General features: G+C 73.2%; 11 protein-coding genes and 1 pseudogene. 10 read left to right on the plus strand and 2 right to left on the minus strand.

Going from position 1 to position 17,657, the window contains the following annotated elements; all coding sequences use genetic code 11:
* The first annotated feature begins 1 nt into the window (after position 1).
* The 9 genes and pseudogenes from IE247_RS15745 (at position 2) to IE247_RS15785 (ending at position 13,760) form a co-directional block, all read left to right on the plus strand.
* Positions 2-784: a DUF3710 domain-containing protein gene (locus tag IE247_RS15745; protein ID WP_190123737.1), complete on the plus strand. Its 783-nt coding sequence runs from the start codon at positions 2-4 to the stop codon at positions 782-784.
* A 171-nt stretch (positions 785-955) separates the two neighbouring features.
* On the plus strand, positions 956-1,633 hold the full coding sequence (locus IE247_RS15750) for an ABC transporter ATP-binding protein (protein ID WP_229869148.1): 678 nt from the start codon (positions 956-958) through the stop codon (positions 1,631-1,633).
* Between the two features lie 243 nt (positions 1,634-1,876).
* Positions 1,877-4,420, plus strand: coding sequence for an ATP-binding protein (locus IE247_RS15755; protein WP_190123739.1), 2,544 nt, complete (start codon positions 1,877-1,879; stop codon positions 4,418-4,420).
* Between the two features lie 103 nt (positions 4,421-4,523).
* Positions 4,524-5,213: a response regulator gene (locus IE247_RS15760; protein ID WP_190123740.1), complete on the plus strand. Its 690-nt coding sequence runs from the start codon at positions 4,524-4,526 to the stop codon at positions 5,211-5,213.
* A gap of 103 nt (positions 5,214-5,316) precedes the next feature.
* Complete coding sequence (locus IE247_RS15765) at positions 5,317-5,745, plus strand: OB-fold nucleic acid binding domain-containing protein (RefSeq protein ID WP_190123741.1); 429 nt, start codon at positions 5,317-5,319, stop codon at positions 5,743-5,745.
* Positions 5,746-5,748: 3 nt separating this feature from the next.
* Complete coding sequence (locus tag IE247_RS15770) at positions 5,749-6,516, plus strand: DUF3159 domain-containing protein (protein ID WP_190123742.1); 768 nt, start codon at positions 5,749-5,751, stop codon at positions 6,514-6,516.
* 164 nt (positions 6,517-6,680) lie between these two features.
* Positions 6,681-10,073: pseudogene (locus tag IE247_RS15775) on the plus strand (FtsX-like permease family protein).
* 1 nt (position 10,074) lies between these two features.
* The gene (locus IE247_RS15780) at positions 10,075-12,804 is read left to right on the plus strand and encodes an FtsX-like permease family protein (RefSeq protein WP_190123743.1); all 2,730 of its coding nucleotides are present in this window, start codon (positions 10,075-10,077) and stop codon (positions 12,802-12,804) included.
* Complete coding sequence (locus tag IE247_RS15785; protein WP_190123744.1) at positions 12,801-13,760, plus strand: ABC transporter ATP-binding protein; 960 nt, start codon at positions 12,801-12,803, stop codon at positions 13,758-13,760. The genes IE247_RS15780 and IE247_RS15785 overlap by 4 nt, the downstream gene beginning before the upstream one ends.
* Before the next feature lie 159 nt (positions 13,761-13,919).
* Here IE247_RS15785 and IE247_RS15790 read toward each other — a convergent pair whose 3' ends face one another.
* Positions 13,920-14,588 carry a potassium channel family protein gene (locus IE247_RS15790; RefSeq protein ID WP_190123745.1) on the minus strand — a complete coding sequence of 223 codons (669 nt, stop codon included), beginning with the start codon at positions 14,586-14,588 and terminating at the stop codon, positions 13,920-13,922.
* Positions 14,588-15,256, minus strand: a complete 669-nt coding sequence (locus IE247_RS15795) for a potassium channel family protein (protein ID WP_190123746.1) — start codon at positions 15,254-15,256, stop codon at positions 14,588-14,590. The genes IE247_RS15790 and IE247_RS15795 overlap by 1 nt, the downstream gene beginning before the upstream one ends.
* 210 nt (positions 15,257-15,466) lie before the next feature.
* On the opposite strand from IE247_RS15795, the gene IE247_RS15800 reads away from it, so the two are divergent.
* Positions 15,467-17,515 (plus strand): APC family permease, encoded by a 2,049-nt coding sequence (locus IE247_RS15800; protein ID WP_190123747.1) that lies wholly within the window; start codon positions 15,467-15,469, stop codon positions 17,513-17,515.
* Positions 17,516-17,657: the final 142 nt, after the last annotated feature.

A 17,657-nucleotide genomic window follows, 5' to 3' on the forward strand; every position in this document is an offset into this window, starting at 1 on the left:
CGTGTTCGGACGTCGCAAGAAGAGTGGTTCCGCGGAGGACGCGGACGCAACGGGCGAGGCCGGGCAGGTCGTCGACGAACGCGACGCGGAGGCCGGTGACGAGAGCGCCGAGGCGGGGGGCTCCCGCCGGGTGAACCTCCCGCCGGCCCCGCGCCCCGACGGACCCTGGGACGCCTCCGAGGTGTCCGCCCCCGGCGAGGGCCGGGTCGATCTGGGCGGTCTTTTCGTGCCCGGGGTCGAGGGCATGGAGCTGCGGGTGGAGGTCGCGGGCGACGCGATCGTCGCGGCCACGGTCGTGCTGCGCGACAGCGCCGTACAGCTCCAGGCGTTCGCCGCGCCCAAGAAGGAAGGCATCTGGGGCGAGGTCCGCGACGAGATCGCCTCCGGCATCACCCAGCAGGGCGGGATCATCGACGAGGTCGAGGGTCCGCTGGGCTGGGAGCTGCGGGCCCAGGTGCCCGTACAGCTGCCGGACGGCACCGGCGGGGTGCAGCTCGTGCGCTTCGTCGGCGTGGACGGGCCCCGCTGGTTCCTGCGCGGAGTGATCTCCGGGCAGGGCGCGGTGCAGCCCGAGGCCGCCGGTCTGCTGGAGCAGGTCTTCCGGGACACGGTCGTCGTCCGCGGCGACGGCCCGATGGCCCCCCGTGACCCGATCGTCCTCAAGCTTCCCGAGGACGCGCAGATGGTCCCCGAGGGCGTCCAGCAGGAGGACCAGGAGAGCTCCCGCTTCTCCGGCGGCATGGGCCAGCTCCAGCGCGGCCCCGAGATCACCGAGGTGCGCTGACCCGATCCGGGTCCGGTGGGCCGCACTCCCGTCAGGGGGTGCGGCCCACCGGCGTTTCGCCGTACTGTGCCGATCACCGAGGTCGGACATGCGTACGAGGGGGCTGGGATGGCCGGGAACACTGAGGTCGGCGCGGGGGCGGCCGCCACGGCGGAACGGCGGGGCGGGCCCATGGTCCGGGTGGAGGATCTGCACCGGTCGTACGGCACCGGGGCGGCGGCCGTGCACGCGCTGCGGGGCGTCTCCTTCGAGGTCCCGCGCGGGGAGCTGGTCGCGCTCAGGGGCCGGTCCGGCTCGGGCAAGACCACCCTGCTCAATCTGGTCGGCGGCCTCGACTCCCCCGACGAGGGCCGGGTGACGGTGGACGACACCGATCTGGCCGCCCTCGGCGAGAACGGCATGCTGGAGCTGCGCCGGGACCGGATCGGCTTCGTCTTCCAGTCCTTCGGGCTGATTCCGATCCTCAGCGCGGCCGAGAACGTCGGTCTCCCGATGCGGCTGCGCAAGGCGCCCGCGCGCGAGCGCGAGGAGCGGGTGGAGCTGCTGCTGACGCTGGTGGGGCTGGCCGGTCACGCGGCGCAGCGGCCCGGGGAGCTGTCCGGCGGCCAGCAGCAGCGGGTCGCCATCGCCAGGGCGCTGGCCAACCGGCCCGCGCTGCTGATCGCCGACGAGCCGACCGGGCAGCTGGACGCGGAGACGGGTCTGTCGGTGATGGAGCTGCTGCGGGCGGTGGTGCGCACCGAGGGGGTGACGGCGCTGGTGGCGACCCACGACCCCCAGCTGCTGGGACTGGCCGACCGGGTGCTCGAACTGAACGACGGGGAGATCACCGAGGGCCGGGCGGTGTGACGCTCCGGGGGTGCCCGCGCGGGCGCCGGAATCGGCCGGGACCGTCGTGGTGCGGAGCCGTGTTGACGGCCCGGATCAGGGGAAACGCCCGGCCGTCAACCGGAGCCCGGTGTATCAGAATCCCGTCAAGGAGAGGGCTGACGCCGCCGACCCACCCGATTTGCCCGAATCGCTCGCCGTAAGGTCGTCGGAGCGCAAGCAGCTGTTCCACCAGACCGGCTGATTCTGAAAGACAATGAGGCCATGGGACGCGGCAAGCTACGAATCTACCTGGGCGCGGCGCCCGGCGTCGGCAAGACGTACGCCATGCTCTCCGAGGCGCACCGCCGGGTGGAGCGTGGCACGGACTGCGTCGTCGCCTTCGTGGAGCACCACGACCGTCCCCGTACCGAGGTCATGCTGCATGGCCTGGAGCAGATCCAGCGCCGGGAGCTGGAGTACCGGGGTTCCGTCTTCACCGAGATGGACGTCGACGCCGTACTGGCGCGCGATCCGGCGGTCGCCCTGGTGGACGAGCTGGCGCACACCAATGTGCCCGGCTCGCGCAACGCCAAGCGCTGGCAGGACGTCGAGGAGCTGCTGAGCGCGGGAATCGATGTCATATCGACCGTCAACATCCAGCACTTCGAGTCGCTGGGCGACGTCGTGGAGTCGATCACCGGGGTGCGCCAGCGGGAGACCGTGCCCGACGAGGTGGTCCGCCGGGCCGATCAGATCGAGCTGGTCGACATGTCGCCGCAGGCGCTGCGCAGACGGATGGCGCACGGCAACATCTACAAACCGGACAAGGTAGACGCGGCGCTCTCCAACTACTTCCGCCCGGGCAATCTCACCGCGCTGCGGGAGCTGGCCCTGCTCTGGGTCGCCGACCGGGTCGACGAGTACCTCCAGCAGTACCGGGGCGAGCACAACATCCGTTCGACCTGGCAGGCCCGGGAGCGGATCGTGGTGGGGCTCACCGGCGGTCCGGAGGGCCGCACGCTGATCCGCCGCGCGGCCAGAATGGCGGCGAAGGGCTCCGGGAGCGAGATCCTGGCGCTCTACATCGCCCGCAGCGACGGGCTGACCTCCGCCTCCCCCAAGGAGCTGGCCGTCCAGCGGACCCTGGTGGAGGATCTCGGCGGCACCTTCCACCACGTCATAGGCGATGACATCCCGGCCTCGCTGCTGGATTTCGCGCGCGGCGTCAACGGGACGCAGATCGTGCTCGGCTCCAGCCGGCGCAAGGCGTGGCAGTACATCTTCGGCCCCGGGGTGGGCGCGACCGTCGCCCGCGACTCCGGGCCCGATCTCGACGTCCACATCGTCACCCACGACGAGGCGGGCAAGGGGCGCGGACTGCCGGTGGCGCGCGGGGCCCGGCTGGGCCGCTCCCGGATCATCGCGGGCTGGCTCACCGGCGTGGTGGCCCCCGTGCTGCTCTCGCTGCTGCTCACGGCGATGAACGACTCGCTCGGGCTCGCCAACGACGTCCTGCTCTTCCTCTTCCTGACCGTGCTGGCGGCGCTGCTCGGCGGGCTGCTGCCCGCGCTCGCCTCGGCGGCGGTGGGCTCGCTGCTGCTGAACTTCTACTTCACCCCGCCGGTGCGCACCCTGACGGTGTACGACCCCAAGAACATCGTCGCCATAGTGATCTTCTTCGCGGTGGCGGTCGCGGTGGCCTCGGTGGTCGATCTGGCGGCCCGCCGCACCCATCAGGCGGCCCGGCTGCGCGCCGAGTCGGAGATCCTCTCCTTCCTCGCGGGGAGCGTGCTGCGCGGCGAGACCACGCTGGACGCCCTGCTGGAGCGGGTACGGGAGACCTTCGGCATGGAGTCGGTGGCCCTGCTGGAGCGCAGGAGCGATGTGGAGCCCTGGACCACGGCGGGCAGTGTGGGCCCGGAGTCGGTGGTGCGCCCCGAGGACGCGGACGTGGACATGCCGGTCGGCGACGACATGGCGCTCGCGCTCTCCGGCCGGGTGCTGCCCGCCGAGGACCGCCGGGTGCTGGCCGCGTTCGCCGCGCAGGCGGCGGTGGTGCTGGACCGCCAGCGGCTGGTCGGGGAGGCCGAGGAGGCCCGCAGGATGGCCGAGGGGAACCGTATCCGTACGGCTCTGCTCGCCGCCGTCAGCCATGATCTGCGCACCCCGCTCGCCGCGATCAAGGCCGCCGTCTCCTCGCTGAGGTCCGACGATGTGGCCTGGTCGGAGGAGGATCAGGCGGAGCTGCTCGAAGGGATCGAGGACGGGGCCGACCGGCTGGATCATCTGGTGGGCAATCTGCTGGACATGTCGCGGCTCCAGACCGGCACCGTGACCCCGCTGATCCGGGTGACCGATCTGGACGAGGTGGTGCCGATGGCGCTGGTCTCCGTACCCGACGAGAGCGTGGAGCTGGACATCCCCGAGTCGCTGCCGATGGTGGCCGTGGACCGGGGGCTGCTGGAGCGGGCGGTGGCCAACATCGTCGAGAACGCGGTGAAGTACAGCCCCGACGCGGTTCCCGTGACGGTGGCCGCGAGCGCGCTGGGCGACCGGGTGGAGGTGCGGGTCGCCGACCGGGGGCCCGGGGTCCCGGACGACGGCAAGGACCGGATCTTTGAACCGTTCCAGCGGTACGGGGACGCGCCGCGCGGCGCGGGGGTCGGCCTGGGGCTGGCGGTCGCCCGGGGATTCGTGGAGGCGATGGGGGGAACCCTGTTCGCCGAGGACACCCCCGGCGGCGGAATGACCATGGTCCTCACGCTGAAGGCGGCCCCCGGGTTCGCGCCCGCGTGCCCCGACCTTCCCGCCCAGGTCACCTCGTGACCGGAGGGAACTTCCAGACGCCGGAGCTTCGGGTGCGGGTGCCGGAGTCACGGATGACAGTGCATCGGATGACAGTGAAACAGTCCAGAAAGGCGGGCCCGCGGTGACGAGGGTGCTGGTGGTCGACGACGAGCCGCAGATCGTACGCGCCCTCGTGATCAATCTGAAGGCGCGCAAGTACGAGGTGGACGCGGCCCCCGACGGCGCCACCGCGCTCCAGCTCGCCGCCGCCCGCCACCCCGATGTGGTGGTGCTGGACCTCGGGCTGCCCGACATGGACGGCGTCGAGGTCATCAAGGGGCTGCGCGGCTGGACCAGGGTGCCGATCCTGGTCCTCTCCGCCCGCCACACCTCCGACGAGAAGGTGGAGGCGCTGGACGCGGGCGCGGACGACTACGTCACCAAGCCCTTCGGGATGGACGAGCTGCTGGCCCGGCTGCGGGCGGCGGTCCGCAGGGCCGAGCCGGTGGGCGGCGGCGAGGACGATGTGGTGATCGTGGAGACCGCCGGGTTCACCGTCGATCTCGCGGCCAAGAAGGTGCACCGCGACGGGCGGGACGTCCGGCTCACCCCGACCGAGTGGCACCTCCTGGAGGTGCTGGTGCGGAACACCGGCCGGCTGGTCAGCCAGAAGCAGCTGCTCCAGGAGGTCTGGGGGCCCTCGTACGGCACCGAGACCAACTATCTGCGGGTCTACATGGCCCAGCTGCGGCGGAAGCTGGAGGCGGACCCCTCGCACCCCAGGCACTTCGTCACCGAGCCGGGGATGGGATACCGCTTCGAGCGGTCCTGAGCCTTCGGGCGGTCCCGGCCTTCGGGCGGCCCCGGCCTACGTCCGGCGTCCGGCCCGGAAGCGGGCCGGGTCCGCTGTCGGCGGAGGCCGGTACGCTGGGCTCATGAGTGCTGTACCCCCTCCGGGGGACGATTCCGGGAAGGCCGGCGGGACCGAGAAGCCCGTCGGCCGCTTCCGCCGCATGCTCGACCGGCTCTCCAGCTCCCAGCAGGACCTGGAGTCCGAGGAGCTGCGGGAGGACACCCAGGCGTCGGGATGCACCCGCATCGCCGAGTGCGGCGACCGCCAGATCGTGAGAGTGACTGGTACCTTGCGCACGGTCACCCTGCGCCCTCGGGCCGGAGTCCCCGCCCTGGAGGCTGAGCTGTTCGACGGCACCGCCCCGCTGGACGTCGTCTGGCTGGGCCGCCGCTCCATCGTGGGCATAGAACCCGGCCGCAGGCTCATAGTCTCCGGCAGGATCTCCATGAGCCAGGGCCGCCGTGTGCTCTTCAATCCCACATACGAACTCCGACCGCTCGGACAGGAGTAGCCGGTGACGTCTTTCGACAAGCCGACCACCACCACGACCAACACCCCTCAGCAGGACGGCTCCCAGGACGTCGCACCCCAGCCCGACGACTCCAGGGCCGTCACGGAGGCGGCGCTGTTCGAAGCCTTCGGCGGGGTCCGCGGCATGGTGGAGACGGTCGCCCCCGGACTGCTCTTCGTCACGATCTACACGATCAACAAGGATCTGCACATCTCCGCGATCGCCGCGCTGGCGGTCTCGCTGGTGCTGGTCGCGGTCCGGCTGCTCCGCAAGGACACCGTGAAGCACGCCTTCAGCGGCGTCTTCGGCGTGGCCTTCGGCGTCGTCTTCGCCATGATGACCGGCAACGCCAAGGACTTCTATCTCCCGGGGATGCTCTACACCCTCGGCCTGGCGCTGGCGTACATCATCACGGCGATCGCGGGCGTACCGCTGATCGGTCTGATCCTCGGGCCGGTCTTCAAGGAGAACCTCTCCTGGCGGACCCGCAACCCCGGCCGCAAGGCGGCCTACACCAAGGCCAGCTGGGCCTGGGGCCTGATCCTGCTGACGAAGTGCGCCATCCTCTTCCCGCTCTACTGGTGGGCCGACACCACCCAGCTGGGCTGGGTGCTGGTCTCGCTGAAGATCCCGCCATTCCTGCTCGCGGTCTACCTGACCTGGGTCTTCCTCGCGAAGGCCCCGCCGCCGATCGATGTGTTCGCCGAGCTGGAGGCGAAGGACCGCGCCAAGGCCGAGCGCGCGGCCCACGCCGAGCGCCCCGAGGTCTGAGGCCCGAAGGTCCGAGGCGTCGAATCGTGGCCGGCTGTCCCTCCGGGGCAGCCGGTCACGATCTCATCAAGTCCTCCCGGAGACCATTCTCCTGGATCCATGTCCTCTGAAAGCATCCTGTTCGTCAAGGGTTTTCGGGGGCGCGGGGCATCAGGGGGCTTGTCGTGGCGGGGTTTCTGTTTCTCCGCGCGCGCGGCCACCGGCTGCTGCTGGCCGCCGCGTTCCTCGCCATCGCACTGACCACCGCCGTACTGACCACCCTCACCTCCTTCGCCGGAGCCGTCGGCGACGCCGGGCTCCGGCAGGCGCTGCGGACCAGGGACGCGGCCGACGCCTCGCTGACCATCTCCCTGGAACGCCCCGGCGAGGACCGGGCGGCCGCAGCACGGGACGCCCGGCAGGGGGCGCGGCAAGCCTTCGACGGACTGCCGGTGACACTCCGCCAGTTCGATCTCTCCGGCCCGTACGCCCTGCCCAAGACCCTGCGGCCGAAGGCCGGGCGCGCGGGCGAACCCGATCTCGCGACCTTCGCCGTGGTGGACCGCTCCCGGGTGCGGATGTCGGCGGGCGACTGGCCCGCCGCGGCCCCCGGCGGCGTCACCGAGGTCGCCCTGCCCGAGACGGCCGCCCGCGAGCTGCGGCTGAGCCCCGGGCCGCGCGTCCTCACCCTCAAGGACCGGCTCGGCGGGAAGCCGGTCCGGATCAGGGTCACCGGCGTCTACCGCCCCGCCGACCGCGCCGATCCGTACTGGCGGCTGGACGATCTCGCCGGGCGCGGAGCCCGTGAGGAGAGCGGCTTCAGCTCCTACGGACCGCTGCTCACCGACCCCGCCGTCTTCCACTCGGACCGGATCGCCAAGGGCGAGCTGGCCTGGCTCGCCACCGCCGACTTCCGCACCGTGGACGCCGACCGGATCGGCCCGCTCCGCGAGGCCGCGAAGGACGGGCAGAGCCTCCTCTCCGCGCGGCCCTCGCTGAAGAACGGCGTGATGGCGCGCACCGCGCTCCCCTAGGCCCTGGACCGGCTGGAGCGGGCGCTGCTGGTCTCCCGGGCGACCCTGCTGATCGTCTCGCTCCAGCTCGTCCTGCTCGCCGGGTACGCCCTGCTGATGGTGGCCCGGCTGCTGAGCGCCGAGCGGGCGCGCGAGACCCGGGTGCTGCTGGCCCGGGGCGCTTCCCGGGGGCAGGTCGCCCGGCTGGCCGCCCTGGAGGCGCTGCTGCTCGCGCTGCCCGCCGCCGTGTGCGCGCCGCTGCTCGCCGGCCCGCTGACCGGGCTGCTGGCGGAGCGGGGGGCGTCCGCCAGGATCGGACTGCGGATCGACACGGGGGCCACCGCCTCGGTGTGGCTGGCGGGCGGCGCGGTCGCGCTGGCGTGCGCGGTGGCGGTCGCCGTCCCCGCGCTGACCGCCGCGCGGGGCGCGGGCGGCCGGGCCGGGGCGCTGCCCGGGCCGGTGCGGGCGGGCGCGGACCTGGCGCTGCTCGCCGTCGCCGGGGTGGCGTACTGGCAGCTGGAGCGGCGCGCCTCGGGCAGTGGCGCGCTGACCGGCGACCGCGCGGGGGAACTGGGCATAGACCCCCTGCTGGTGGTCGCGCCCGCGCTCGCGCTGCTCGCGGGAACCGTGCTCACGCTGCGGCTGCTGCCCCCGGCCGCGCGGCTCGCGGAGCGGCTCGCGGCCCGGGGCCGGGGGCTGACCGTCCCCCTCGCGGGCTGGCAGTTCGGCCGCAGACCGCAGCGCTCCGCGGGGCCGGTGCTGCTGCTGGTGCTGGCGGTGGCCATGGGAATGCTGGCGATCGGTCAGGGCGCTTCCTGGGAGCGCTCACAGGACGACCAGGCCGATTTCGCCTCCGGGGCCCCGGTGCGGGTGCTGGACAGCGGTGCGCTCCCCGCGTTCGGGAGCACGGGGGCGTACGAGGGGCTGGCGGGGGTACGGGCGAGCGCCCCGGCCGCCCGGGGCGCGATGTCGCTGTCGGGCGGGAAATCGGCCGCCGTGCTGGCGCTGGACGCCGCCCGGGCCGATCAGCATGTCCGTCTCCGGGGCGATCTGGCGGGCGAGGACGGCCCCGACCGCTTCCTCAAGCCCCTGCGCCCGGCGGCCGGGGAGCCTGCCCGGGCCGGTGTCGTACTCCCCCGCGACACCGCGCGGCTGATCCTCGATCTCACCCTGAGCGCGCCCTCGGGCACGGAGGGGCCGCCGGACGAGAACGGGGTTCCCGGGCCCGCCGAGGCGGAGTTCGCGGTGACCGTCGAAGACCGCTTCGGGGTCCCGTACCGGATGCCGCTCGGGTCCGTGCGCGCGGACGGCGAGCGCCGTTCGCTCGCTCTCGACCTCGCCGCCGCGGCCGGGGCCCCGGCGGGCAGGCCCGCCGGTCCGCTGGCACTGACCTCCGTGGAGTTCGAGGAAGCCGACTATCAGGAGCGGATCGTGCCCAAGCGGTTCACGCTGCACGGTCTGCGGACGGCCGGTGCGGACGGCGCCCCGCGGCCGGTCGCCGTCGGCGGCGGCGGCCCGGTCTGGAAGGCGGGGGCGAGCACCAATGTGGAACCCGGTCTCACCGACGGGAACGAGGAGGGTCCGGCGGTGACGGGCGTGCGCTCACCGCGCGGGGCGCTGCTGGAACTCTCGTACCACTCGGGCAGGGCCGTCTGGGAGTGGCCCGGCGGGCGGACGGTCACCGTGCGGGCCGCGGTGCGGCGGGCCGCGCCCGCGATGGCCGCCGCGCTGGCGGACCGGCGGTTCCTCGACGCCGCCGCCGCGAAGGTCGGTTCGGTGGTGGATGTGCCCATGCCCGGCGGCGATCTGAAGGTGAGGATCGCCGGTGTGCTGGGGCACATCCCGACGACCGGCCCCTCGGTCCGCCGGGACCGGGGCGGCACCATGGACGGCCCGGTCGGCGGACCCGGCGGGACCACGACCGACGGCGGGGCCCTGCTGCTCGATCTGCGGGCGGTCAACCAGGCCCTCGCGATCCGTGCCGACGCCTCGTTCCCGGCCACCGAGTGGTGGCTGTTCACCGAGCCGGGCGCGGCCGGATCCGTCGCCGCCGAGCTGCGCGAGCGGCCCGGTCTCGACCCCGGCCGGGTCCTGGTGCGGGACGAGTTCGCCGCCGAGCTGCACGACGATCCGCTGGGCGCGGGCCCGCGGTCCGCGCTGCTCGCGGCGGCGCTGGCCGCCGCCGCGCTGGCCGCGGTCGGGTTCGCGGTCTCCCTGGTGGGGTCGGTACGGGAGCGCTCGGCCGAGTTCGCGGTGCTGCGGGCGCTGGGCGCGCCCCGGCGGCGGCTGGCCGCGCTGCTGGCCGCCGAGGGCTTTCCGCTGATCGTGCTGGGGCTGGGCATCGGGGTCGCGCTCGGGGCCGTGCTCACCCGTGCCGTGGTCCCGCTGATCGTGCTGACCGGGCGGGCCGGCCGGCCCGTGCCGCCGGTGCTGGTGGAGCTGGACGCGGGCCGGATCGCGCTGCTGCTGGCCGCGATCGCCGCCGCGCCCGTGCTGATGGTGACGGCGCTGGCGCTGCGGCGCGGCGAGAGCGCCTCGGCGCTCCGCGCCCAGGGAGGGGAGTGACATGGCCGCCCGGCCCGCCCGAAGGACCGCCGCGCCCTGGGTCCGCACCCGGCTGCGCACCGCGCCCGGCGCGGCGCTCGCGCTGGCGCTGCTCGCGCTGCTCACCTCGTTCCTCGCGGCGGCGTTCCCGCGCGCGGTCGACGCGTACGAGAGCGAGGGGCTGCGCCACGAGCTCAGCTCCGCGATCCCGCAGCGGAGCGTCTTCGGGCTGTCGGCCGCCCCTCAGGAGGACGCCGACCCGGACGACCGGGCCGCCGCGCTGCGGGGCGCGCGGGTGGCGGAGCAGTACCGCGAGATCGTCGCCGGGCTGCCGAAGCCGCTGCGGGCCGACGCCGAGGGGTCCGCGTACGGGGCGCGCGTTCTGACGCCGGTGCCCGCCGACGACCCGTGGCTGCCCCATCTGGACGGCGGCCCGACGGTCTTCACCGTCAGCTCCCAGGCCGGTCTGGAGAGCCGCTCCGAGCTGCGCTCCGGGCGGCTGCCGAGGGCCGGTCACACCGGGCCGACGGCCGGACGGGTGGAGGCCGCCGTCACCGTGAGGACGGCCGCCGTCCTGGGGATCAAGGCCGGTTCGACCGTGCATCTGGCCCGGGACGGCACCAGGGGCCCGCTCGCCGTGACCGTCACCGGGGTCGTCGAGCCGCTCCGTCCCGAACTGGGCTACTGGGACGTCGAGCCGGTGCTGCGCGCCCCGGCGAAGCTCTGGACCTCGGGGCCCACCCCGGAGCCCTACTGGCACGGCGCGCTGCTGCTGCCGCCCGAGGCGGCCCCCGTACTGCTGTCGCTGGACGCGGGCAGTGAGGCGTACTGGCGGCTCGCCGTCGATCCCGAGGGGCTGCGCGCGGGCGATCTGCCCGCGCTGCGGGCCGCGGTCGCCTCCCTGGAGCGGGGGCCCGCGCGGGCCGCGCTGCGGGAGTCCGTCGCCGAGGAGCTGGACGCCGAATCCGGTCTTGACGATCTGCTCGGCCGTTACGCGGACACCCTGACCGCGATCGGTCCGGTGGTGGCGGTCGGCGCGTTCGGCGTCGGCACCGTCGCCGCGATCGTGCTGCTGATGTCCGGCGGGCTGGCCGCCGCCCGCCGCCACGGGGAGCTGGCCCTGCTGCGGTCGCGCGGTGGCTCGCTGCCCGGGACGGCCGGCCGGCTCTTGGCGGAGGTCGCCGTTCCGGTACTGCCCGCCACGGCGGTCGGCTGCGCTCTCGCCTTCGTCCTGCTGCCGGGCGCGCCCGCGACGCCGTCCCTGATCGGCGCGGGCGCTGTCGCCCTCATCGGCTGCGCCGCGCTCCCGCTGCGCGCCGCACTGGCGCACCGCCGCCCCCGGCTGCCCGGTGAGCGGGCGGACTCCGTACGGAAGAGGCCCTCGGGCCGCCGTACGGTCGCCGAAGCGACCCTGCTGGTCCTGGCGGTGGCGGCGGCACTGGCGCTGCGGCGGCGGGGCGCGGCGGGCGGCTCGGTCGACTGGCTGGTCAGCGCCGCTCCGGTGCTGGTGGGCGTCGCGGGCGCGCTGCTGCTCGTACGGCTGTATCCGCTGCCGCTGCGGCTGCTGGCGCTGCCCATGGCGCGGCGGCGGGGCGCGATCGGCTTTCTGTCGCTGGCCCGCGCGGGCCGCGCCCCCGCCACCACCGCGCTGCCGCTGCTGGCGCTGCTGGTGGCGCTGACGACCGCGGCCTTCGGGGGCTCGGTGCTCGCCGGGGTGGCCGACGCCCGGGACCGGGCCTCGCTGCTCGCGGTGGGCGCGGACGCCCGGGTCGAGGCGGCGGGCGACGAGCTGCCGAAGGGGCTCGCCGACCGGGTGCGCGAGGTCGCCGGGGTACGGGAGGCGGTGGCCGTGCGCCGGGAGTTCGACATCGATCTGCTCGACGGCGACCAGGACATCGTGACGCTGATCGCCGTGGACCCCGAGGCCTACGCGCGGCTGTCCGCCGCCACCGGGCACGGCGGCTTCGACGCCGGCGAGCTGCGGGCGTCCGCCGGGGCGCTGCCCGCGATCGCCTCGCCCTCGGTGGCCGCGCGGCTGGGCGAGGGCGCGTCCACCGTGGCGATGGCGGACGGGTCGTTCTCGGTGCGGGTGACCCGGGTGCGCGAGTCCACGCCCGCGATGGGCGACGGGAACTTCCTGCTGATCGACGCGGCCGGGCTGCCGGTGCCCCGGCAGCCCAGCACCCTGCTGATCACCGGCTCCTCGGTGTCGGGGCCCGGGCTCAGGGCCGCTGTCCCCGGCTCCGCCGAGGTGCTGCTGCGCTCCGCCGAGCGGGCGGCCTTCACCGATTCGCCGGTGCAGAGCGGGGCGGGGCTGCTGTACGCGGTCGCCAGTGCGACGGGCGCGGGGTACGCGGTCCTCGCGGTGCTGCTGTCGCTGCTGCGGGCCGCGCCGGAGCGGACCGCGCTGCTGGCGCGGCTGCGGACCATGGGGCTGACCCGGCGTCAGAGCCGGTGGCTGCTGATTCTGGAGAACCTCCCGCAGACCGCGCTCGCCGGGGCGGGCGGGGCGCTGGTGGGGTGGGCGGCGATCGTGCTGCTGGCCCCCGGCGTCGATCTGGCCCGGCTGGCGCTGGCCGGCCAGGGGCGGTTCGACGCGCTGGGTCCGGTGTGGCTGCGGGCCGACGCGTGGAGTCTGGTGCTGCCCGCGCTGGGCGTGGTGGCGGTGGCGGCGGGGGTGGCCGCGGCGCAGGCGTGGCTGACCACCCGGCGCGGGACGACGACCGAGCTGAGGGTGGGAGACGCACGATGACCGATGCGCTGGATCTGCGGGAGCTGGAGCGGCGGGCGACGGCCGGGCGCTCGGCCCCCGGGTACGGCCATGACGCGCTGATCAGCTGTGACCGGCTGGTACGCGTCTTCTCCATGGACGGGGTGGAGGTGCAGGCCCTTCAGGGGCTCGATCTGCTGGTCCGTCAGGGCGAGCTGATGGCGCTGGTGGGGGCCTCGGGCAGCGGCAAGTCGACGCTGATGAACATCCTGGCCGGGCTGGATGTGCCGACGGCGGGCGCGGCTTCGGTCGCGGGGTGCGATCTGCTGGCGATGGGCTCGCGGGACCGGCTGCGCTACCGGCGCGAGGTGGTCGGGTTCGTCTGGCAGCAGACGGCGCGCAATCTGCTGCCGTATCTGACGGCCGTACAGAATGTGTCGCTGCCCGCGCAGTTGCGGGGCCGGGCCGCCGGGCGGGCCCGGAAGCGGGCCGAGCGCGCCGATTCCCTGCTCGCGCTGCTGGGCGTGGCCGACTGCCGGGACCGCAGGCCGCACCAGATGTCCGGCGGTCAGCAGCAGCGGGTGGCGATCGCGGTGGCGCTGGCCAACGAGCCGTCGGTGCTGCTCGCGGACGAGCCGACAGGCGAGCTGGACTCGCAGACCGCGGAGCAGATCTTCGCGGCGTTCCGCACCGCGAACGAGGAGCTGGGCACGACGATCGTGATCGTCACCCATGATCAGGCGGTCGCCGCCGAGGTCCGCCGCACGGTGGCCATCCGGGACGGCCGCACCTCCACGGAGATCCTGCGGCGCACGGAGGTCGACACGGCGACGGGCCGGGAGTCGGTGGTGGCGCGGGAGTACGCGATGCTGGACCGCGCCGGCCGCCTTCAGCTCCCGGAGGAGTACACCCGGGCGCTGGGGATGCGGGACCGGGTGCTGCTGGGGCTGGAGCCGGACCGTATCGAGATCCGCCCGGACACCCCGGAGGGGGTGTGAGCCTCCGGCCCGGAAGGGCGTGGGGCCGGTGTCCTCCGGGCATGCCGAGCGGGCCCCGCCCCGGCGTATCCCCCGGTGTATCCCCGTCGTGCGCCCGGTCCCGACGTGCCGCCGGGCGCCCGGAGGAGCCCTCCTCCGGGCGGCCGGCGGACCGGGTCGCTACATCTCCCGGCGTACCGAGAGCAGCTCCTCAAGCTGCTCCTCCCGGGCCTGCGCGGCCACGAAGAGCAGTTCGTCGCCGGCCTCCAGCGTCTCCTCGGGGGTCGGGGTCAGCACCCGGGTGCCGCGGATGATCGTGACCAGCGAGGTGTCCTCGGGCCAGGCGACGTCCCCCACGGGGGTGCCGGCAAGCCCGGACTCCGGCGGCAGCGTCAGCTCGACGAGGTTGGCGTCGCCGTGGCTGAAGCGGAACAGCCGTACGAGGTCGCCGACGCTCACCGCCTCCTCCACCAGCGCCGACATCAGGCGCGGGGTGGAGACCGCCACATCCACGCCCCAGGACTCGTTGAAGAGCCACTCGTTCTTCGGGTTGTTGACGCGGGCCACCACCCTGGGCACCCCGTACTCCGTCTTCGCCAGCAGCGACACGACCAGATTGACCTTGTCGTCGCCGGTCGCGGCGATCACCACATGGCAGCGCTGAAGCGCGGCCTCGTCGAGCGAGGTGATCTCGCACGCGTCGGCCAGCAGCCATTCGGCCCTCGGCACCCGCTCCACCGAGATCGCGGTCGGCGCCTTGTCGACCAGCAGGACCTCGTGTCCGTTCTCCAGCAGCTCCCCGGCGATGGAGCGGCCCACCGCCCCCGCGCCCGCGATAGCGACCCGCATCAGTGACCGTCCTCCTCGGGGCCTTCGGCGAAGGACGCCTCGACCTTCTCGATCTCGCCCGTCCGCATCATCACGTGCACCAGGTCGCCCTCTTGGAGGACGGTCCCCGAGGTGGGCAGCACCGCCTCGCCCAGCCGGGTCAGGAACGCGACCCGTACACCGGTCTCGTCCTGAAGGTCGCTGACCTTGTGACCGATCCACGCGGGCGAGGTGTAGACCTCGGCGAGCTGCACCCCGCCGCTCGGGTCGCGCCACAGCGGCTCCGCGCCGGAGGGCAGCAGCCTGCGCAGCATCTGGTCCGCCGTCCAGCGGACCGTGGCGACGGTCGGGATGCCCAGGCGCTGATAGACCTCGGCGCGGCGGGGGTCGTAGATCCTGGCCGCGACGTTCTCGATGTTGAACATCTCACGGGCGACCCGGGCCGCGATGATGTTCGAGTTGTCCCCGCTGCTGACGGCGGCGAAGGCCCCCGCCTCCTCGATGCCCGCCTCGCGCAGGGTGTCCTGGTCGAATCCCACGCCGGTGACCCGGCGGCCCCCGAACGAGGAGCCCAGCCGACGGAAGGCCGTGGGGTCCTGGTCGACCACCGCGACCGTGTGCCCCTGCTGCTCCAGGGTCTGCGCGAGAGCGGCTCCCACTCGCCCGCATCCCATGATGACGATGTGCACGACCGTCCTTCCGGCTGCCACTGCCGTGACGTGGCATTTCTTTGCTCAGTATTTAACGGTGCTCTGGCTTAAAGGGTCTCAGACCTTCGCCCAAGCTACACATACCCCGTGGGGACTGGGCACCGGGTATCGGGAGGAGTGTCAGATTCCGCCGGAGAGCGGGGGGTGGTGGGTGGGCGACGCCCTTATCGAGCGCTTACGATCCTCTCCGTGTCCAAACTGACCGACCTGCCCAAACGGATTCTGATCGGCAGGGCGCTGCGCAGTGACAGGCTGGGGGAAACACTCCTCCCCAAGCGCATCGCGCTGCCTGTCTTCGCCTCCGACCCGCTGTCGTCCGTGGCGTACGCGCCCGGCGAAGTTCTCCTGGTGCTCTCCATCGCGGGTGTGTCGGCCTACCACTTCAGCCCGTGGATCGCCCTCGCCGTCGTGGTGCTCATGTTCACCGTGGTCGCCTCCTACCGCCAGAACGTCCACGCCTACCCGAGCGGGGGCGGGGACTACGAGGTCGCCAACACCAATCTGGGGCCCAAGGCCGGTCTCACGGTGGCGAGCGCCCTGCTGGTCGACTATGTGCTGACCGTGGCCGTCTCCATCTCCTCCGGGGTGGAGAATCTCGGCTCGGCGATCCCCTTCGTGGTCGAGAACAAGGTGCTGTGCGCGGTCGTGATCATCGCGCTGCTGACCGTGATGAATCTGCGCGGGGTCAGGGAGTCGGGCAAACTCTTCGCCATTCCGACCTATGTCTTTGTCACCGGCGTCTTCCTGATGATCGCCTGGGGTGCTTACAAAGGCCTGGTGCTCGACGAGACGATGAAGGCGCCGACCGCCGATTTCGAGATCAAGGCGGAACATCAGGGACTGGCGGGTTTCGCACTAGTCTTTCTGCTGTTGCGGGCTTTCTCCTCCGGCTGTGCCGCGCTCACCGGTGTGGAGGCGATCAGCAATGGGGTGCCCGCCTTCCAGAAACCGAAGTCGAAGAACGCGGCGACCACGCTGGCGCTGATGGGGATGCTGGCCGTCACCATGTTCTGCGGAATCATCGGACTGGCGATGGCCACCGATGTGCGGATGGCCGAGCGGCCCGCCGAGGAACTCCTCCACAACGGGGTCCCGGTCGGCGCGGAATATGTACAGGATCCGGTGATCTCGCAGGTCGCGGCCGCCGTCTTCGGCGACGGCACCTTCTTCTTCGTCCTCCTCGCGGCGGCCACCGCCCTGGTGCTCTTCCTCGCCGCGAACACCGCGTACAACGGATTCCCGCTGCTCGGCTCGATACTGGCGCAGGACCGCTATCTCCCCCGTCAGCTGCACACCCGGGGCGACCGGCTCGCCTTCTCCAATGGCATTGTGCTGCTCGCCGGGGCCGCCGCCCTCCTGGTGTGGGTGTACGGCGCGGATTCCACCAAACTGATCCAGCTCTACATCGTCGGCGTCTTTGTGTCGTTCACCCTCAGCCAGACCGGCATGGTGCGCCACTGGAACCGCCATCTGCGAACCGAGAAGAATCCGGCGAAGCGCCGCCACATGATCCGTTCACGGGCCATCAACGCCTTCGGGGCCTTCTTCACCGGCCTTGTGCTGGTCGTCGTGCTGGCCACCAAATTCACCCACGGGGCATGGGTGGCGCTGCTGGGCATGCTCATCTTCTACGGCACGATGAGCGCGATCCGCAGGCATTACGACCGGGTCGCCGAGGAGATCGCGGCCTCCGACGGGCCGAGCGACGACAGCGTGCGGCCGTCCCGGGTGCACGCCATCGTGCTGGTCTCCCGGATCCACCGGCCGACCCTGCGGGCGCTGGCGTACGCCAAGCTGATGCGGGTCGACAAGCTGGAGGCGCTCTCCATCAATGTGGACCCCGCCGAGACCAGGGCGCTGCGCGCCGAGTGGGAGCGGCGGCGCATCAATGTGCCGCTGAAGATCCTGGACTCGCCCTATCGGGAGATCACCCGCCCGGTGATCGAGTATGTGCGGGGGCTGCGGCGGGAGAGCCCGCGCGATGTCGTCAGCGTGGTGATCCCCGAGTATGTGGTGGGGCACTGGTACGAGCATCTGCTGCACAATCAGAGCGCGCTCCGGCTCAAGGGCCGGCTGCTCTTCACCCCGGGTGTGATGGTGACCTCGGTGCCGTACCAGCTGGTGTCCTCGGAGGCCGCGCGCAAGCGGGCGCGCAAGCGCCAGAACTGGAGCGCGCCGGGGGCCGTGCGCCGGGGGCCGGTGGACGAGCGCCCCAGGGAGCCCAGCTCCCGCACATGACGTCGGCCGGTCCCTCCGCGCCGACGTAGACTGGTGGGCTGCCCCTCCCTCCGGGCCCGCCGCGGCCCGCGCGGCCGCCGACGCGGCCGGGCCCGTACCTCCCGTACACCCGCGACACCCGTACACCCCGTACATCGAAACT

This window comes from Streptomyces inusitatus, from assembly GCF_014651115.1.
GTDB lineage: Bacteria > Actinomycetota > Actinomycetes > Streptomycetales > Streptomycetaceae > Streptomyces > Streptomyces amakusaensis.